The organism is Roseovarius tolerans, assembly GCF_028885395.1.
Taxonomy (GTDB): Bacteria; Pseudomonadota; Alphaproteobacteria; order Rhodobacterales; family Rhodobacteraceae; genus Roseovarius; species Roseovarius tolerans.
The window spans coordinates 1,874,210-1,890,297 of record NZ_CP118494.1; the positions used below are offsets into that span (position 1 = coordinate 1,874,210).

At 65.5% G+C, this 16,088-nt stretch carries 14 protein-coding genes; 7 read left to right on the forward strand and 7 right to left on the reverse strand.

All coding sequences use genetic code 11. The annotated features are described in order from the left end of the window. Positions 1–74 precede the first annotated feature (74 nt). The 4 genes from PVU19_RS09235 to PVU19_RS09250 form a co-directional block, all read right to left on the reverse strand. The gene (locus PVU19_RS09235; protein WP_050661617.1) at positions 75–3,170 is read right to left on the reverse strand and encodes an efflux RND transporter permease subunit; all 3,096 of its coding nucleotides are present in this window, start codon (positions 3,168–3,170) and stop codon (positions 75–77) included. Then, positions 3,167–4,276: an efflux RND transporter periplasmic adaptor subunit gene (locus PVU19_RS09240; protein ID WP_050661616.1), complete on the reverse strand. Its 1,110-nt coding sequence runs from the start codon at positions 4,274–4,276 to the stop codon at positions 3,167–3,169. The genes PVU19_RS09235 and PVU19_RS09240 overlap by 4 nt, the downstream gene beginning before the upstream one ends. A gap of 176 nt (positions 4,277–4,452) precedes the next feature. Continuing rightward, a complete protein-coding gene (locus tag PVU19_RS09245; protein WP_050661615.1) occupies positions 4,453–7,017 on the reverse strand; it encodes a hybrid sensor histidine kinase/response regulator in 2,565 nt (854 codons plus the stop codon). 31 nt (positions 7,018–7,048) lie between these two features. Next, positions 7,049–7,543, reverse strand: coding sequence for a putative pterin-binding protein (locus tag PVU19_RS09250; protein ID WP_152911588.1), 495 nt, complete (start codon positions 7,541–7,543; stop codon positions 7,049–7,051). Positions 7,544–7,786: 243 nt separating this feature from the next. Here PVU19_RS09250 and PVU19_RS09255 point away from each other — a divergent pair, with 243 nt between their 5' ends. Beyond that, positions 7,787–8,392 carry a response regulator transcription factor gene (locus PVU19_RS09255; protein WP_050661627.1) on the forward strand — a complete coding sequence of 202 codons (606 nt, stop codon included), beginning with the start codon at positions 7,787–7,789 and terminating at the stop codon, positions 8,390–8,392. A gap of 12 nt (positions 8,393–8,404) precedes the next feature. Here PVU19_RS09255 and PVU19_RS09260 read toward each other — a convergent pair whose 3' ends face one another. Continuing rightward, positions 8,405–9,298 carry a fructose bisphosphate aldolase gene (locus PVU19_RS09260; protein ID WP_050661613.1) on the reverse strand — a complete coding sequence of 298 codons (894 nt, stop codon included), beginning with the start codon at positions 9,296–9,298 and terminating at the stop codon, positions 8,405–8,407. 363 nt (positions 9,299–9,661) lie between these two features. Next, on the reverse strand, positions 9,662–10,852 hold the full coding sequence (locus PVU19_RS09265) for a phosphoglycerate kinase (RefSeq protein ID WP_050661612.1): 1,191 nt from the start codon (positions 10,850–10,852) through the stop codon (positions 9,662–9,664). Positions 10,853–10,985: 133 nt separating this feature from the next. Here PVU19_RS09265 and PVU19_RS09270 point away from each other — a divergent pair, with 133 nt between their 5' ends. The 4 genes from PVU19_RS09270 to PVU19_RS09285 all read left to right on the forward strand — a co-directional run bounded on the left by PVU19_RS09270 (position 10,986) and on the right by PVU19_RS09285 (position 13,888). After that, positions 10,986–11,492, forward strand: a complete 507-nt coding sequence (locus tag PVU19_RS09270; RefSeq protein WP_050661626.1) for a peptidylprolyl isomerase — start codon at positions 10,986–10,988, stop codon at positions 11,490–11,492. Further along, positions 11,485–12,033 (forward strand): peptidylprolyl isomerase, encoded by a 549-nt coding sequence (locus tag PVU19_RS09275; RefSeq protein ID WP_050661611.1) that lies wholly within the window; start codon positions 11,485–11,487, stop codon positions 12,031–12,033. The genes PVU19_RS09270 and PVU19_RS09275 overlap by 8 nt, the downstream gene beginning before the upstream one ends. A 5-nt stretch (positions 12,034–12,038) precedes the next feature. Further along, the gene (locus PVU19_RS09280) at positions 12,039–12,830 is read left to right on the forward strand and encodes a DUF4336 domain-containing protein (protein ID WP_050661610.1); all 792 of its coding nucleotides are present in this window, start codon (positions 12,039–12,041) and stop codon (positions 12,828–12,830) included. Positions 12,831–12,922: 92 nt separating this feature from the next. Further along, positions 12,923–13,888, forward strand: coding sequence for a DUF3179 domain-containing protein (locus PVU19_RS09285; RefSeq protein WP_050661609.1), 966 nt, complete (start codon positions 12,923–12,925; stop codon positions 13,886–13,888). Positions 13,889–13,891: 3 nt separating this feature from the next. Here the strand turns inward: PVU19_RS09285 and PVU19_RS09290 are convergent, their stop codons facing one another. After that, entirely contained in the window at positions 13,892–14,866 is a 975-nt protein-coding gene (locus tag PVU19_RS09290) for a phosphotransferase (protein ID WP_050661608.1), read from the reverse strand. A gap of 101 nt (positions 14,867–14,967) precedes the next feature. Here PVU19_RS09290 and PVU19_RS09295 point away from each other — a divergent pair, with 101 nt between their 5' ends. Together PVU19_RS09295 and PVU19_RS09300 are read left to right on the forward strand one after the other, a co-directional pair. Beyond that, positions 14,968–15,210 carry an exodeoxyribonuclease VII small subunit gene (locus tag PVU19_RS09295; protein WP_050661607.1) on the forward strand — a complete coding sequence of 81 codons (243 nt, stop codon included), beginning with the start codon at positions 14,968–14,970 and terminating at the stop codon, positions 15,208–15,210. Between the two features lie 5 nt (positions 15,211–15,215). After that, a complete protein-coding gene (locus PVU19_RS09300) occupies positions 15,216–16,082 on the forward strand; it encodes a polyprenyl synthetase family protein (protein ID WP_050661606.1) in 867 nt (288 codons plus the stop codon). The last annotated feature ends 6 nt before the right edge of the window (positions 16,083–16,088 follow it).

The following is a 16,088-nucleotide window of genomic DNA, read 5'->3' on the forward strand; positions in this document are numbered from 1 at the left end:
ATCGCATCGCAGGTAGCGGATTGCCAGACCGGGACGAGGGGAATTTTTGAAACGCTTGGAAAACCGGCAGGAATTCACTCAGCAGGCTGTGGCGCATGGTCTGCGAGTTCGGCCTCCAACGCCTTTTCGATAGCCCCTCTTGGCCGCGTGAATCGTGCCAGAAGATCGTAGAGGATCGGCGTGACGAACAGCATCAGCAACGTGGCGAGGCTGAGCCCGGCGATGATCACGGTGCCCACGGCAATCCGGCTCTCGGCGCCCGCGCCGCTGGCCAGCACCAGCGGCAGCGCGCCCAGCACGGTCGAGATCGCCGTCATCATGATCGGGCGCAGGCGCAGCACCGAGGCCTCGATCACCGCGTCACGCACCTCGCGGCCTTCGTCGCGCAGCTGATTGGCGAATTCGACGATCAGGATACCGTTCTTGGAGATCAGGCCGATCAGCAGGATGATCCCGATCTGGCTATAGACGTTGAGCGACAGCCCCCCGACGACCATGGCATAGATCGCGCCCGCCACGCCGGTGGGTACGGTGAGCATGATCACGACGGGGTGCAGGAAGCTCTCGAACTGCGCGGCAAGCACGAGGTAGACGATCACGAGCGCCAGCAAGAACACCACGCCAAGCCCGCCGGAGGTGTCCTTGTAGGTGCGCGACTGCCCGTCATAGCCAAGCTTGGCCTCGGCGGGCAGGATCTCGGCGGCGATGGTTTCGAGCCGGGTCAGCACGTCGCCCAGTTCCGCGTCGGGGGCAAGCGCACCCGAAAGCTGGATCGAGGGCAGCCGGTCGAAGCGTTGCAGCGAGGGCGCGGCGGCGTTTTCCTTGAGCGTCACCAGCGCGCCGAGAGGCACCAGTGTTTCCCCGTCGGAGGCGCGAATAAAGATGTTCTCGATATCGGTGGGGGTGCGGCGATCCTCGTCCTCGGCCTGCACCAGCACGGGGTATTCGCGGCCCCGGCTGACAAAGGTCGTGACCTCGCGCGAGGCCAGCATGGTTTGCAGCGTGGTGGCTATCACATCCGCCGAGATGCCCAGATCGTCGGCGCGTTCGCGGTCGATCTCGATATCGAGCTGGGGCAGGTTTTCCTCGAAGTTGATTTCGGGGTTCACCAGCCCCTCGACCTGTTCGGCGCGTCTGAGAAACTCGGTCGCCCAGCCTTCGACACTCTCAAAATCCGGGCCGCCGATCACCACCCGAACCGGAGTCGAATTGCCGCGCAGCCCGAGGCCCGCCGGGGTCACCGGAAAGCCGCGTGCGATGGTCACCTCACCCATTTTTGGTGCGATTTCCGCGACGAGAGCGGAGACCGGTCGGTCGCGGTCCTCCCACGGGGCGAGACGGAACACCACGAAAGAACGCCACGCGCGCCCGCCCCATCCGGTGAAGGTAAAGACCGTCTCGATTTCGCCGCTGTCGACGAAGGGCTGGATGATCTCCTCGACCTGACGCGCTGCCATGTCGGAATGCGGCACGGTCGAGCCTTGCGGCGCGGTGAGCGGCACGAAGCCCACGCCGCGATCTTCGCGCGGGGCCAACTCGCGCGGGAGGCCATCGTAGAAAAGCGCCGCCCCGGCGGTGATCGCGAGAGTGACCGGCAAGACCACCAGCGGCATGCCGATGGCGCGGGTCAGAAGCACGCGATAGGCGCGCTGCACGAGGGGTGGGCGGTGCGCGCGCCCGTCCTTGCGCGCCCTGCGGGCGCGCAGCACCTTGGAGGCCAGCGCCGGGCAGGCGGTGAGCGCCACGAAGGTCGAGATCGCGACGGTGCCTGCCATCACCCAGCCGAATTCCACGAACAGACGCCCGACCTGACCCGGCATGAACGAGAGCGGCACGAACACCGCGATCAGCGTGAGCGAGGTGGCGATGACAGCGAAGGTCACCTGCCGCGCGCCCTTGAGGCTCGCGACCAGCGGGCTTTCGCCCTCTTCGATGCGGCGCTGGATGTTCTCCAGCACGACGATGGCGTCATCGACCACCAGCCCGATTGACAGCAGCAGTGCCAGAAGCGTCAGCGTGTTGAGCGAAAACCCCCAGAGGCCGATCAGAAGGAAACTGCCGATCAGCGCGACGGGGATGGTGATGGCCGGGATGAGCGTGGCGCGGATGCTGCGCAGGAAGAGCAGGATCACCGCCACCACAAGCGCCAGAGAGATGAAGAGCGCCGTCACCACCTCGCGGATCGAGGCTCCGACAAAGAGCGCGTCATCCGAGCCGACGATGATCTTCATGCCCTCGGGCAGGCTGCGTTCCATCGCCTTCATCTCGGCGCGCACCGCCTTGGAAATTTCCAGCGTGTTGGACTGGCTCTGGCGCAGGATCCACATGCCCACGGCGTCGGTGCCGTTGGTGCGCACCACGGTGGTGTCATCCGCCACGCCCGGCTCCACCCGCGCCACATCGCCCAAGCGTACCGGGTAGCCCGCCACCCGGTCGAGCACGATGGCGCGAAAATCCTCAATGCTGTCGAGGCGGCTGTTGAGGCGCACGGAGAGCTGGCGGTTGAACGATTCCACCTCGCCCGCCGGCAGTTCGATATTGTTGCGCCGCAGGGCCGCCTCGACATCCGAGACGGTGAGGTTGCGCGCCGCAAGCGCGCGCCGGTCGAGCCAGATCCTTACCGCGAAGGGCCGTTCGCCCACCAGATTGACATTGGCCACCCCGTCGAGCGTGGCAATGCGGTCGACGATCAGGCGGTCGACGTAATCGGTGATCTCGGCGGTGGTCATGCGGTCCGAGGTGACGGCGATGCGCATCACCGGGTCGGCATCGGCGTCGGATTTGACGACCTCGGGCTCATCCGCCTCTTCGGGCAGGTCGCCGCGCACGCGCCCCACGGCATCGCGCACATCGTTGGCGGCGACGTCGATATCGACGCCGCTGTCAAACTCGATGGTCACGCGGCTGCGGCCCTGACGGCTTTCGGAACTGATCGTGCGGATGCCCGAGATGGTGGCGATGGCGCCCTCGATGGTCTCGGTGAGGTCGGTGTCGATCACCTCGGGGGCGGCGCCGCGATAGGTGGTGGTGACGGTGACAACGGCATTGTCCACGTCGGGCAATTCGCGCACCGGCAGGCCACGCAGCGCGGCAAGCCCGAAGATCACGATCAGCAGGCTCATCACCGCCGCGAGGACGGGACGGCGCACCGAGATGTCCGACAGCGTCATGTGGGCTGCTCCGGTTCCGCCTCGGCAGAGGCGGTGGCGGCGTCGTCGGTTTCGAGGATCTTGAGCGGGCTGCCGTCGCGCACGCGCTGCAGGCCGCGCACCACCACGGCCTCGCCCTCGTCGAGGCCCGAGAGGATCGCGATCCGCCCGTCCTGGCGTTGCCCGGTCCTGACCACGCGGCGCTGCGCGACGTTGTCTTGCGCGACAAACACATAGGTTTCGGCGGCCTGGAAGATGATCGCTTCTTCGGGCACGGTGACGCGTTCGTCCTGCGACAGGATCAGGGTGAGCGACAGGAACATGCCGGCAGGCAGGGTGCTGTCGGGGTTGGGCACCAGTGCGCGGGTGCGAAAGGCGCGGCTGACAGGGTCGATACGGCTGTCCACCGCGTCGATGGTGCCGGTGAAGTCGCGTTCGGGAAAGGCGGCGCTGCGCGCGATCACCTGCTGGCCGTGACGCACCTGCGCAAAGACCGTCTCGGGCAGCGAGAACTCGACCTCGACCTCGCTCAGATCGTCAAGGCGGGTCAGCACCTGCCCCTCTTCGACGCGCGCACCGGAGTCGTAATTGGTCAGCCCCACAACACCGCCGAACGGCGCGGTGATGCGGCGATCTTCGAGCCTGCGGCGGGCGCGTTCGACATCGGCCTCGGCCTCGGCCAGCCGGGCGATGGCCTCTTCCAGCGTGGCGAGCGAGACGGCATTTGTCGTGCGTAGCTGTCGCGCACGCTCGAGTGCCTGGCGCTGTTCGGTGAGCACCGCCTCGGCCTCCGAGAGGTCGGCGCGCTCGATGGTGTCTTCGAGCCGCGCCAGCACATCGCCTTTCTCAACGCGCGTGCCGGGGGATATGGTCAGCTCGATAAGGCGTCCATCGACCTCGGGAACGATCTCGATGGAGCGCAGGGCACGGGTGGTGCCCACGGCCTCGACGGTGCGGCGCAGGGTGCGGGTTTCGGCGCGCGCGAGTTCCACGGTGGCGGGGCGTGGCCCGCCGCTCTCCGCTTCGGCGGGCGGGGCGGGGGCCAGTTCGGTGCGGTAATACTCGTATCCCCCATAGGCGAGGGCGCCCAGAACGCAGAGCACCATGAGTTGTTTCAGGATCGACATGCGTTCGCACCTTGTTTTATTGGCGCAGGCGTCTGCCTGGCGCGCGGTCGGTTGGACCCTGACCTTTCTCGAACTTATCGCATGCCTAGGGAAAGGCAACTCTTCGTGAGGGTGGGGCCGATGTTGGTTTTGCCTGACGCGGACCTATGCAGCTTTCGTGCGGCCCCTTCAATCGCTCAGGCCGCATCGCGGTAGCGGTCGATTTCGGCCAGTGTCACCTGCCAGAGGCGCGGCAGTTCGGCCAGACGGGCGGCGCGGGCGGCAGGATCGCGCCGGAGCACCGCCGCCTCGGCCGCCGCAAGACGTGTCTGAAAGGCGCGCGCGCCGCAGGTCGCGGCGGTGCCCGCCAGCCGGTGCAGCCGCGAGATCAGCGCGTCGTCCGGCAGGGCCCGCTCGCTGGAAAGATCGCCCATCAGCGCCGCGCCCTCCGCCTCGAAGCTGCGCAGGATTTCGGCGATACGATCAGCCGAGAGGCTGTGGCCCAGTTGATCGAGATAGGCATGGTCGAGACAGGGCGGCGTGGTCTCTTCTTGCCCGTGCAGCAGCGGCTCTGCGGCGGGCACGCCGGTGGCATTGCGCGCCATCAGGCGGCGCAGGGCGTCCCGGCTGAGTGGTTTGGTCTCAACCTCGTTGGCCCCGGCCTCGATCAGCTTTCGGGCGGTATCGGCCCCGGCATGGGCGGTGAGTGCCACGATGCGCGTGTGCGCGTTGAGGCCCGCACCTGCGCGGATCGCCTGCGTTGCCGCGATCCCGTCCAGTCGCGGCATGTTCACATCCATCAGGATGAGATCGAAGGGCGCGGCTTGTGCCGCCTGCACCCCCTCGATTCCGTCGGCCGCGAGCGTGACCTGATGCCCGTCACGGGTGAGCATGGTCTCGACCACCAGCCGGTTGGTCGGGTTGTCCTCGACCACCAGGACCTTTGCCTTGTGGGCAGGGGCGGGCGTCGGGATGATCCGGCCCGACGGTGGCGCGGTACGATCCGTGGGCCGCAGCGGAAGACGCACCCAGAACAGGCTGCCTTCGCCCAGCACGCTTTCCGCCCCGACGCTGCCACCCATCAGCGTCGCCAGTTGCCGCGCGATCCCAAGCCCGAGCCCGGTGCCCTCGGGCTGTTCCATGTCGCGCGGCTCGACGCGCACGAAATCGTCAAAGACATTCGGCAGGTCTGCTTCGGGGATGCCGACGCCGGTGTCAGACACCTGAAATTCGACCATTTCGGCCGCAGGAGCGCGCGACACCTCGAGCGTGATATCGCCGTCGCGCGTGAACTTGATCGCGTTCGAGACGAGATTGAGCAGCACCTGATGGACACGGTCGCGGTCACCTTCGACCGGGCCCAGCCCGTGGGTGGGTGTGAGCAGGCGCAGCCGGTTGCCGCGCGCGGCGGCGGCGGCGCTCTGGCTTTCGACCAGATCGGCGAGCAGCCGGTCCAGATCAAAGGCGCCGCGCCGCAGCCGCAGCTTGCCCGCCTCGGCCTGCGTCATGTCGAGCGCATCGGTGATCTGGGTCAGCAACAACTGCCCGGAGGAGCGCATGATGCGGGCGTAGCGCTCCTGTTCGGCATCAAGGCCGGTGTCGCCCAACAGATCGAGTGCCCCGAGAATGCCGTTCAGCGGCGTGCGCATCTCATGGCTGATCATGCCGAGAAACCGGGCTTTCGCCCGCTCACCCGACAGCGCACGGTCGCGGGATGTGGCAATCTCGGCCTCGGCGGCGCGCCGGGCCGAGATGTCCCGCACGAAGCAGATGCAGACCGCCGTATCGCCCCGCGGCGCGAGATCGGCAGAGAGTTCCACCGCGAAATGCCGACCCGTCAGGCTGTGCCCGGTCAGCCTGTCCGACCGGTATGGCCCGTCGCGACAGGCCGCCATCAAACGCTCTGCGTCAAGCCGGAGACCGGGCGCGTCGCCGTCGGGGCCCGAGATCAGCGCGTCAAGGCACACATCGCTCTCGGCGTTGCGGGGCAGGTCGAACATACGCTGCGCACTGGCATTGGTATCGCGCAGGCAACCGTCGGCGTCGATCACCAGCACTGCATCCTGCGAGGTGTTGAGGATCGTGGTCAGCCGGTTCGAGGTGCGGCGGCTTTCCTCGGCGCGTAGGCGATGGCTGCGGTAAAGCCGCCAAAGCATGATCAGCAAGGTAAAGAGCGCCGTCACCATCAGCAGGATCAGGATGGTCAGCGTGATGATCTGCGAGGTCAGCACCGCGCGCTCGGCATCCGAGCGGTGCGCATCGACGGTGATCGCTTGCGTGGCAACGGCGCGGATCGGTGCGGTCATGCGTCCGGCCAGGGCTGCAAGCCGGTCGCTCGTGGCGTGCAGGTCGGCGTCCGGGGCGTCGATGATCGGCACCATCTGCGCCAGCAGCGCCACCATCAGATCGAGATCATCCTCCATCGCGCCATCGCGGATCACCGTGCGATAGACCTCTCCGCGCTGCAGGGTCATGGCCCGGCTGTAAAGCAGGTCGAACTGGCGGCGCACATTCTCCGTCGAGGCGGGGTCGGATACGTTCAGGCGTTCAAGCGACAGGCGAAAGCGCAACTGATCCACTTCGAGTTGCGACATCGTCCATTGCAGATTGTCCTGCTTGGCGCTGCCATATTCATCGAGTTTTCCAAGCACCTGGAGGGTCATCAACGCGGCGGCGAGCATGCAGCCCGCCGCAAACGCGCTCAGGATCGCGAGGGCCAGGCGATCCCGGGCGGGCATGCTTGCGGCGGTCGTGACACTCATTCGGTTTCATCCCAGGCCGCGCGTGCAGGGGTCAGCGGGCGGTGATTCGGTCCAGCTGCCAGATGCTGCGCGAATATACCGTTTCGGTCCGAAAGGCCGGATCGAAATCATAATTGTAGACCAGCCAGAAGGGCCCTTTTTCCCGCAGACTCATTGGCTCGCCGTTGCGCGCATAGGCGATCATCGGGTTGTCCTGCCCGATCTCGGAGACCGGCACGGTAATGGAATAGTCGTTTATCGCCTTGAACTCCAGTATTTCCGCCTCGATCTTCAGGTGATCCATGAGATCGTGAAGCGACACACCCGAAAAGCGCTGCGGCCCCTCTGTCCAGATCGTTGTCGTGACATATTCGGTGCGCGGCAGGGCCATCAGGTCGGTGCGGCTGAGGATGACGGGGGCGTCAAGTTGCGGATCGGTAATGGTGAGGGTCGGTTCGGTTTGGGCTTGTGTCGCTTCGGGCGGAATCGCGATGATCAGACTGGTAAGGATCGCGGCAGACACCGCGCGAAAAACTGATTTTAACATGGTTGTCTCCGGAAAAGATCTGCGCCAGTCTGATCAATTATGCCGGTTTGGCCATCCCCCTATGCCGATGGAGAGGCCGCACAACCCACGGTGGTGGCGCGCGATTGCGAAACCCAGGGTTCTGAAAGGCGCGATGCCAAAGTATGATCAAATGATTGTCATCGATTTTCGTGCGGCATAAAGAATGCAAGCGCTACGGTGGTGACAGGTGCTGTGCGCATCGTTTGGATGGAAAGGGACGACATGGTCAGGCTCTTATTGGCGGATGATCACGATCTCGTGCGAGAGACCATCGCCGATTTCCTGCGGGTTCAGGGAGGCTTTGTCGCCGAAGTGGCGGATAATTTCGATGCCGCGATTTCGGTGGTCGGAAAGTCGACGCCGTTCGACCTTGTCTTGCTGGATTTCCAGATGCCGGGCATGGACGGCCTGACCGGGCTTGCACGGATGAAGGCGCAGGTGCGCTGTCCGGTGGCGATCCTGTCAGGCACCGCACCGCCTGACGTGGCGCGGCGTGCGCTGCGCGCGGGGGCGGCGGGATTCCTGCCCAAGACACTGGATCCGCACTCGCTGATCGCGGCGGTGCATTACATGCTGGTGGGCGAGATCTACGCGCCGCTCGACTTTCTCGAAGAGGATGCCCCGATAGGTGAGGGCCCGCGCCTGACCCCGCGCGAGCGCGATGTCCTGGTGGGGGTGTCCGAAGGCAAGTCGAACAAGGAAATCGCCCGTGATCTCGACATTCAGGAGGTGACGGTAAAGCTGCACCTCAAGACGCTGTCACGCAAGCTGGGCGCAAAGAACCGCACCCATGCCGCGATGCTGGCGCGTGACATGGGCTATGCCTGAGCGCGAGAGGGGTCAGCCTGCGACAGATGCCGCGTGAATATCGTCGATCGACTTGGCGATGGTCGCGTTGAACTCGGCATCCGATTGCCGTGCAGAAAGACCTTCGGTGAGGGCGCGGCTGAAGCTGGCGATCACGCCCGTGTTCCGGGCGAGGCGCGCATTGGCCTCTTCCCGGCTGTAACCGCCCGAGAGCGCCACGACACGCAACACACGCGGGTGATTGACGAGCGCCTCGTAGAGATTGTCGGCCTCGGGAAGGGTGAGTTTGAGCATCACCTCGTGATCTTCGGGCAGCGCGTCGAGTTGTGCCAGGATCGCGGCGCGCAGGATGTCTTCGGCCTCGGCCTTGTCGTGGATGGAGATCGTGACTTCGGGCTCGATGATCGGCACGAGGCCATGCCCGATGATTTGGCGGCCAACTTCGAATTGCTGGGCGACGACGGCATCGATGCCCGCCGGATTGGCGGCGTCGATGACCGAGCGCATCTTGGTGCCGAAAATGCCCGCCTTGGCCCCACGCGCAAGCAAGACGTCGAGATCGGGCATCGGCTTCATCAGCTTGACGCCGTCGGTGCTGTCGGCCAGTCCCTTGTCGACCTTGAGAAAGGGCACGACGCCGCGCTCTTGCCAGAGGAAATCGGGGGCGGGTTTGCCGCCGATCTCGCGGTCCATGGTCATCTCGAAAAGGATCGCACCCAGCACCTTGTCGCCGGTAAAGGCCGGGGCCTGTGCGATGCGGGCGCGCATGGCGTGGATCAGGTCGAACATCTCGGCATCGGAGGCGTATTCGCTCTCCTCGACACCGTAGAGGCGCAGTGCCTTGGGGGTGGAGCCGCCCGATTGATCGAGTGCTGCGATAAAGCCCTGTCCTTCGCGGAGTTTCTGTCTTTGCTCGGCCTGCGACATGGCTGGTCCCCCTGAATCACGATACGTTTTGCGCCCTCTTAGGCGAGGGGCGCGCGCCCTGCAATCGTGGTGGCGCTAACAGAGCGTGCACGGGGCGGTTTGAACACCGGGACAGGGATGAAGCGGTGTTTATGGGCTTGAGCGGACATAAGAGCCAACCGCGCGATACGCACCGAAGGTGCCGCGCGATCGCCGGGCCGTCCCGCGGCCTGGCGATTTGAGGGGTCGTACAACGTGTTGGGGTTACACGAATTTTGCCGGGATAAAGCACCTGCCACACACGTTGCAGCGCCAGTCCCCGGCCCTGCGACCGCGCGGCACCTTCTACGGGTAATCCAGTGACCGCTTCAGGCCAACAGCCCCTTACCCCTCACCCTTGAGCGCCGCGACGCCCGGCAGGTCCTTGCCTTCCATCCATTCGAGGAAGGCGCCGCCGGCTGTGGAGATATAGGTGAAGTCCTCCGCCGCACCCGCCTTGTTCAGCGCCGCGACAGTGTCGCCGCCGCCCGCGACCGAAATGAGAGCGCCATCGCGGCTGCGCTCGGCGGCGTGTTTCGCGGTGGCATTGGTTGCCGTATCAAAGGGCACGATCTCGAACGCCCCGAGAGGCCCATTCCAGATCAGCGTTTTGGCCGCGTCAATCGCAGCAATGATGCGCGCCACAGCTTGCGGTCCGGCATCGAGGATCATAGCATCCGCCGGGCAGGCATGCGCGCCCGTCACTTCATGCGCCGCGCCTTCGGCAAATTCGCGCGCCACGACCACATCGGCGGGCAGCAGGATCTCGCAGCCCGCAGCGCCCGCCTTGAGCATGATGTCGCGCGCGGTCGCGGCCATGTCGTGCTCGCACAGCGATTTGCCCACATCGAGGCCCATGGCGGCGAGGAACGTATTGGCCATGCCGCCACCGATCACGAGGCAATCGACCTTTTCCACGAGATTGCCGAGTAGATCGAGCTTGGTCGAGACCTTGGCGCCGCCGACCACGGCCATCACTGGGCGGGCGGGATTTCCGAGCGCCGCCTCCAACGCCTGCAATTCAGCCTGCATCAGGCGGCCCGCGCAGGCGGGCAGCAGATGGGCGAGCGCGGTGGTCGAAGCATGCGCGCGGTGCGCCGCCGAGAACGCGTCGTTGCAATAGACATCGCCAAGGGCGGCCAGACGCTGCGCCAACTCAGGATCGTTGCCCTCTTCGCCCGGATGAAAGCGGATGTTTTCCAACAGCTGCACATCGGCGGCGCGCGCTTCCTCGGTGAGGTTCTCGGCGCCCTCAAGCGTCTCGATCAGCCGCACCTTGCGCCCCAAGGCCTGTTCCAGCGCGGGCACCGTGACGCGCAGCGACATGTCGGGCACCACCTTGCCCTTGGGCCGTCCGAAATGGGCGATCAGCATCGGTTTGCCGCCCTTGTCGAGGATATCGGTGATCGTCGGCTTGATCCGCTCGATCCGTGTGGCATCGGTCACCACGCCCTTGTCCACCGGCACGTTGATATCGACACGCACCAGCACGCGCTTGCCCGCAAGATCCATGTCGTCGAGGGTTTTCCAGCTCATGGCGCGGCGGCCTCCGTGTTGTTCCCGTGTCGCGCCCCTATTGGCGCGGCAGGGTCAAGAGGTCAACCTGCGTGCTTGGCAAGGGCGCGCGTTCGTCTTAGGTATCGGGTAGATTTCAATGAAGGAGCGCCCGATGGCCGAGATCAACGACCCCGAGAACACCATTCTGATAGAGCTCAAGGACGGCACCGTCATGATCGAGCTTTTGCCCGATATCGCACCGGGCCATTGCGACCGGATGAAGGAACTGGCGCGCGCCGGGCAGTATGACAACGTGGCCTTTCACCGCGTGCTCGGCGGGTTCATGGCGCAGACCGGCGATGTGCAGCACGCCAATATGGAAAAGGACTACAACCCGCGCATGGCTGGCACCGGCGGCAGCGACCTGCCCGATCTCAAGGCCGAGTTCTCCAAGATTCCGCATGATCGCGGCACATTGGGCGCGGCGCGCAGCCAGAATCCGAATTCGGCCAACAGCCAGTTCTTCATCAATTTCAAGGACAACCATTTCCTCAACGGGCAATACACCGTCTATGGCCGGGTGATTTCCGGCATGGAGCATGTTGATGCGATCGCCGAGGGCGAGCCGCCCGCGAACCCCGACCGGATGATCAGCGTCAAGGTGGCCGCCGATGCATAAATTAGCCTTTGCCTTTTCCCTGCTGGCCAGTCCTGCGCTCGCGACTGGCCTTCAGATCGACATCGCTGGCGAGGCCAACGGCACGGTCACCATCGACCTCTTTGAGGATATCGCCCCGAACCACGTCGAGCAGATCACCGCACTGGCAGAAGAGGGGGCCTATGACGGCGTCGTCTTTCACCGGGTGATCCAAGGTTTCATGGCACAGACCGGTGACGTGCAGTTCGGCAAGCTCGACGGCGGCGACATGAGCCGCGCGGGCATGGGTGGCAGTGACCGCCCCGATCTGGCCGCCGAATTCTCGGACGAGCGGTTCCTGCGCGGCGTCGTGGGCATGGCGCGCAGCCAGAACCCGGACTCGGCCAACAGCCAGTTTTTCATCATGTTCGACGCGGGCGAATTCCTGAACGGGCAATATACTGTCGTGGGCAAGGTCACCGACGGGATGGACGTGGTCGATGCGATCAAGCGCGGGCGCGGGTCGAACGGGGCCGTTGTCGGCCAACCGGACGTGATGGAAAAGGTCACGGTGACCGAGTAACGCGCATGGCCGGGACCGGATACGAGCCGCTCGACACCCTCAAGCCGTGGGGGGACGGGATATGGCTGATCGACGGCCCGGCCATCCGCAGCCGGGGCTTTCCCTATCCGACCCGTGCCACGGTGGTGCGGCTCAGGAACGGGAACCTCTGGGTGCATTCGCCGACGCGGCTGACGGACGGCTTGCGCGCGGAGCTCGATGCGCTCGGGGAGGTACGCCACCTCGTGGCCCCGAACCCGTTCCATTTTGCCCATATCGCCGAGTGGCAGGCCGCCTGGCCCAAGGCAAAAAGCTGGGCCGCGCCGGGCGTGGTGGAGCGGGCGGCCAAGAATGGGCTGAGCCTCAGCTTTGATCGCGAGTTGCGATCCGAAGAGGCCGAGGGACCATGGGCAGGCCAACTTGACCAACGCATAGTGCAGGGCAGCACGCGGTTTCACGAGGCGGTGTTCTTTCATCACGCCAGCCGCAGCCTGATCCTGACCGATCTGATCACCGCCATCGAGACCGCCAAGCTGCCCGCGCATCATCGCCCGCTCGCCTGGATCAAGGGCATCGACGACAGCGACGGTAAGACGCCGCCCGGCATCCGCTGGATGTTCCGCGACAAGCGCGCCATGGCTGACAGTGTGGAGGAAATGATCGGCTGGGGCCCCGAGCGCATTATCCTCGCGCATGGGCGGTGTTATGATCGCAACGGCGTGGCGGAACTGGAGCGCGCCTTTCGCCGCCTGCTCCGCGACCGGATGTGGGATCGCGAGTTGACCCGCGCCAAGAAGAAACAGGCAGGCAAGGGCTGACGCGCCCTCACAATCGCGTGGGGGTGGCTGGCTCGAATCCCGGGCAAGCGGCATGATTGCAGTATCGCTCACCGCTGCCCGAGGGGCCCCGCATGACCCGCTTTCTTGCCTTTCTGACGTCGCTTTTGCTGATCGCCGGTCTGGCCACTGCCAACCCGAGCCAGTGGCGACATGAATGGCCAGAGACGAATTTCCAGAAGACCAGTATAGACAACTGGTCCGAGATCATGTCGGGCGGGCCGCCCAAGGACGGTATCCCGGCGATTGATGATCCGAAATTCCTGCGCGCAGGCGACAAGGGGGGCATCGCGGGCAATGAGCCGGTGATCACCGTCGAGATCGACGGCCAGACCCCGCGCGCTTACCCGATCCGCTACCTGACATGGCACGAGATCGTCAACGACCAGATCGGCGGCATCCCGGTGGCGGTGACCTTCTGCCCCTTGTGCAATTCCGGCATCACCTTTGACCGGCGGGTGCAGGGCAAGGTGCTGAGCTTCGGCGTCTCGGGCAAGCTGCGCCATTCCGACATGGTGATGTATGACCGCGAAACCCAGAGCTGGTGGCAGCAGGCCATCGGCGAGGGGATCGTGGGGCAGATGACCGGGGTGGAGTTGCGGCAATTGCCAAGCTGGATGGAAAGCTGGGATCAGTTCCGCGCTCGCAATCCGCAAGGTTTGGTGATGGCGGAGCCCGATTTCAACCGCTCTTACGGGCGCAATCCCTATCAGGGCTATGATAGCTCGGCGCGGCCGTTCCTCTATAACGGAGAGAGCCCGCCGCACGGCATTCCGCCGCTGGAACGCGTGGTGCGGGTGGGCGACCGGGCGTGGCCGCTGACCCGCATTCGCAATGAAGGTGGCGTGCGCGAGGCGGGCGTTGCGATTTCATGGGAAAAGGGTCAGGCCTCGGCGCTCGATCACGGCACCATCGCCAAAGGACGCGACGTGGGGACGGTGCGGGTGCGCGACAGGCAGGGGCGCGACGTGCCGCATGACGTGATGTTCGCCTTCGCCTTTCACGCCTTCTGGCCGAATGGCACCTGGATGGTGCGGTAACTGCTAGGCTGTCAACGCGGCGAGATCGTCACGCAGGGCGGCATACATCTCTTGCGCGTGGCGGATGCGCCCGTTTTTCATCTGCCGGTTCTCGACGCGGATCAGCGCCTCTATGCCCAGAAAAAAGGGCAGGGTGCGGGTGCGCTCCATCTCGGTAAGGGCAAAGGTATCGACGAAAGCCTCAATGCCCTGCGCGTCCACCCCGAGATAACGCTGGCCCGAGGGCAGCATGCCGCGCCGTCCCATATGGGCGAGAAATCGGGCGATATCCTTGGTCACCGGCATGCGCGACGACGCCCCGAGATCGATACCGGTCAGGCGCTCGCCGTCCAGAACGAGGTTATTAGGGTGGAAATCGCCGTGACAGATGGCGATCCGCCATTCCGCACCGTCAAGCATCGCCGCCAGCCGCTGCAATTGCATGAGAATGTCTGCCTCGATCCCGCGCAGCCGGGCAAAGGGCTGGGCCGCCGCCGCGCGCTCGGCGCGGGCCAGCCAGCCCGCCGGGTTGGTCGCGCGCCACGCCTCGGTCACATCCGTGTAGCGGCGCAACCACGCCGCCGCGCGCGGCATCAGGGCGGCGCGGCTCTCGGCGGGTGCCGACCAAAGATGCTCCAGCAGCGGCGTGCCCGGCACGCGCTCAACCACCATGATGCCGACCTCGGGCAGATACGCGAGCGGCTCTGCCACCCGGTAGCGCACGCCCTGCATATGCGGCCAGATGCGGCTGACCTCGCGCCATTCGCGCGCCTGCCACTCGATCTCGGTGGGCTCGACGATGCGAAAGATCGCGGGGCGCTCTTGCCAGAGCCCCGCCAGCACCGCGCGCTTGCCGGGCACGATGCGCAGCACCTCTTCGATGCAGGCCTCCTCCAGCGCCGGTTCGGTCGCGCGCGCCTCGGCCAGCCGCGCCTGCACGGCCATCAGCGCCTCGGGGTCAGGCACATGAGAAGCAGTGGGATAGGCAGGCTGTGACATGTCGCCCAATCTTTCCCAGCCCCCTATCGGCGTCAACCGAATTGCACCCGCCGCATGGCCCGTCTAAGGTGATGCTGGCAAATTCAGCAACAGGATCTCCCATGCCCGATACCCCCGTCAGCGAGATGAGCTTTGAACAGGCGATGAAAGAGCTTGAACAGGTGGTCGGGCGGCTGGAGCGCGGCGATGTGGCACTTGACGAGTCGATCACGCTCTATGAGCGCGGGGCGGAGTTGAAGAAGCGCTGCGAGGCCAAGCTCAAGGAGGCCGAGGAAAAGGTCGCCGCGATCACCCTCGACAGCGAAGGCCAGCCGACCGGCACGCGCCCCGTTTCGGACGATTGAGGCATATGAAGCGCAGGCTCGCCGCCGATGCTGGTGCCATTCAGGCGCAGCTTGATCTCGTGCTCGGGTTGTTCCCGCCCGGTCCGGTGACCGAGGGCATGGGCTATGCCACGCGCGGCGGTAAACGCATTCGCGGATTTCTGGTGATGGAGAGCGCGCGGCTGCATGGCGTCGACGCGGCGGCGGCGCTCTGGCCCGCTTGCGCCATCGAGGCGCTGCACGCCTATTCCCTCGTGCATGACGACCTGCCCGCGATGGATGATGACGATCTGCGGCGCGGGCAACCGACGGTGCATGTCCGCTGGGACGAGGCCACGGCTGTTCTGGTGGGCGACGCGCTGCAATCGCTGGCGTTCGAGATGGTGAGCGATCCGCAGACCGGCCTCAGCGCCGAGGTGCGCGCCGAGCTGACCCACACGCTCGCGCGTGCCGCAGGCGGGCAGGGGATGGTGTTGGGGCAGGCGCGCGATATTGCCGCAGAAAGCGCCGAGACCCCGCTTACCCTCGATGAGATCATCACCTTGCAAGAGGGAAAGACCGGCGCGCTGATCGAATGGTCGGCCACGGCGGGGGCCCGCATGGGCCGCGCCGATCCGGCACCGCTCTTGGCCTATGCCCGGGCGCTCGGCCTCGCCTTTCAGATCCAGGATGACGTGATCGACGTGACCGGCGATGCCGCTCAGGTCGGCAAGGCCGTGGGCAAGGATGCCGCAGCGGGCAAGGCCACTTTCGTGTCCCTTCTGGGGCTGGAGGGGGCGAAAACCCGCGCCGCCACCCTTGTTGAGATCGCGTGTGACGCGCTATCTGTATACGAAGCGCGTGCCGACGGCTTGCGGGAGCTTGCCCGCTTCGTTATCTCGCGCCAGAGCTAGCCATTT

What these genes read in the sequence shown, in the direction of transcription:
- PVU19_RS09300 (WP_050661606.1), top strand. Translation starts at nt 15,216, where the DNA reads ATGAAGCGCAGGCTCGCCGCCGATGCTGGTGCCATTCAGGCGCAGCTT.
- PVU19_RS09290 (WP_050661608.1), bottom strand. Translation starts at nt 14,866, where the DNA reads ATGTCACAGCCTGCCTATCCCACTGCTTCTCATGTGCCTGACCCCGAG.
- PVU19_RS09275 (WP_050661611.1), top strand. Translation starts at nt 11,485, where the DNA reads ATGCATAAATTAGCCTTTGCCTTTTCCCTGCTGGCCAGTCCTGCGCTC.
- PVU19_RS09280 (WP_050661610.1), top strand. Translation starts at nt 12,039, where the DNA reads ATGGCCGGGACCGGATACGAGCCGCTCGACACCCTCAAGCCGTGGGGG.
- PVU19_RS09295 (WP_050661607.1), top strand. Translation starts at nt 14,968, where the DNA reads ATGCCCGATACCCCCGTCAGCGAGATGAGCTTTGAACAGGCGATGAAA.
- PVU19_RS09250 (WP_152911588.1), bottom strand. Translation starts at nt 7,543, where the DNA reads ATGTTAAAATCAGTTTTTCGCGCGGTGTCTGCCGCGATCCTTACCAGT.
- PVU19_RS09265 (WP_050661612.1), bottom strand. Translation starts at nt 10,852, where the DNA reads ATGAGCTGGAAAACCCTCGACGACATGGATCTTGCGGGCAAGCGCGTG.
- PVU19_RS09285 (WP_050661609.1), top strand. Translation starts at nt 12,923, where the DNA reads ATGACCCGCTTTCTTGCCTTTCTGACGTCGCTTTTGCTGATCGCCGGT.
- PVU19_RS09240 (WP_050661616.1), bottom strand. Translation starts at nt 4,276, where the DNA reads ATGTCGATCCTGAAACAACTCATGGTGCTCTGCGTTCTGGGCGCCCTC.
- PVU19_RS09255 (WP_050661627.1), top strand. Translation starts at nt 7,787, where the DNA reads ATGGTCAGGCTCTTATTGGCGGATGATCACGATCTCGTGCGAGAGACC.
- PVU19_RS09260 (WP_050661613.1), bottom strand. Translation starts at nt 9,298, where the DNA reads ATGTCGCAGGCCGAGCAAAGACAGAAACTCCGCGAAGGACAGGGCTTT.
- PVU19_RS09270 (WP_050661626.1), top strand. Translation starts at nt 10,986, where the DNA reads ATGGCCGAGATCAACGACCCCGAGAACACCATTCTGATAGAGCTCAAG.
- PVU19_RS09235 (WP_050661617.1), bottom strand. Translation starts at nt 3,170, where the DNA reads ATGACGCTGTCGGACATCTCGGTGCGCCGTCCCGTCCTCGCGGCGGTG.
- PVU19_RS09245 (WP_050661615.1), bottom strand. Translation starts at nt 7,017, where the DNA reads ATGAGTGTCACGACCGCCGCAAGCATGCCCGCCCGGGATCGCCTGGCC.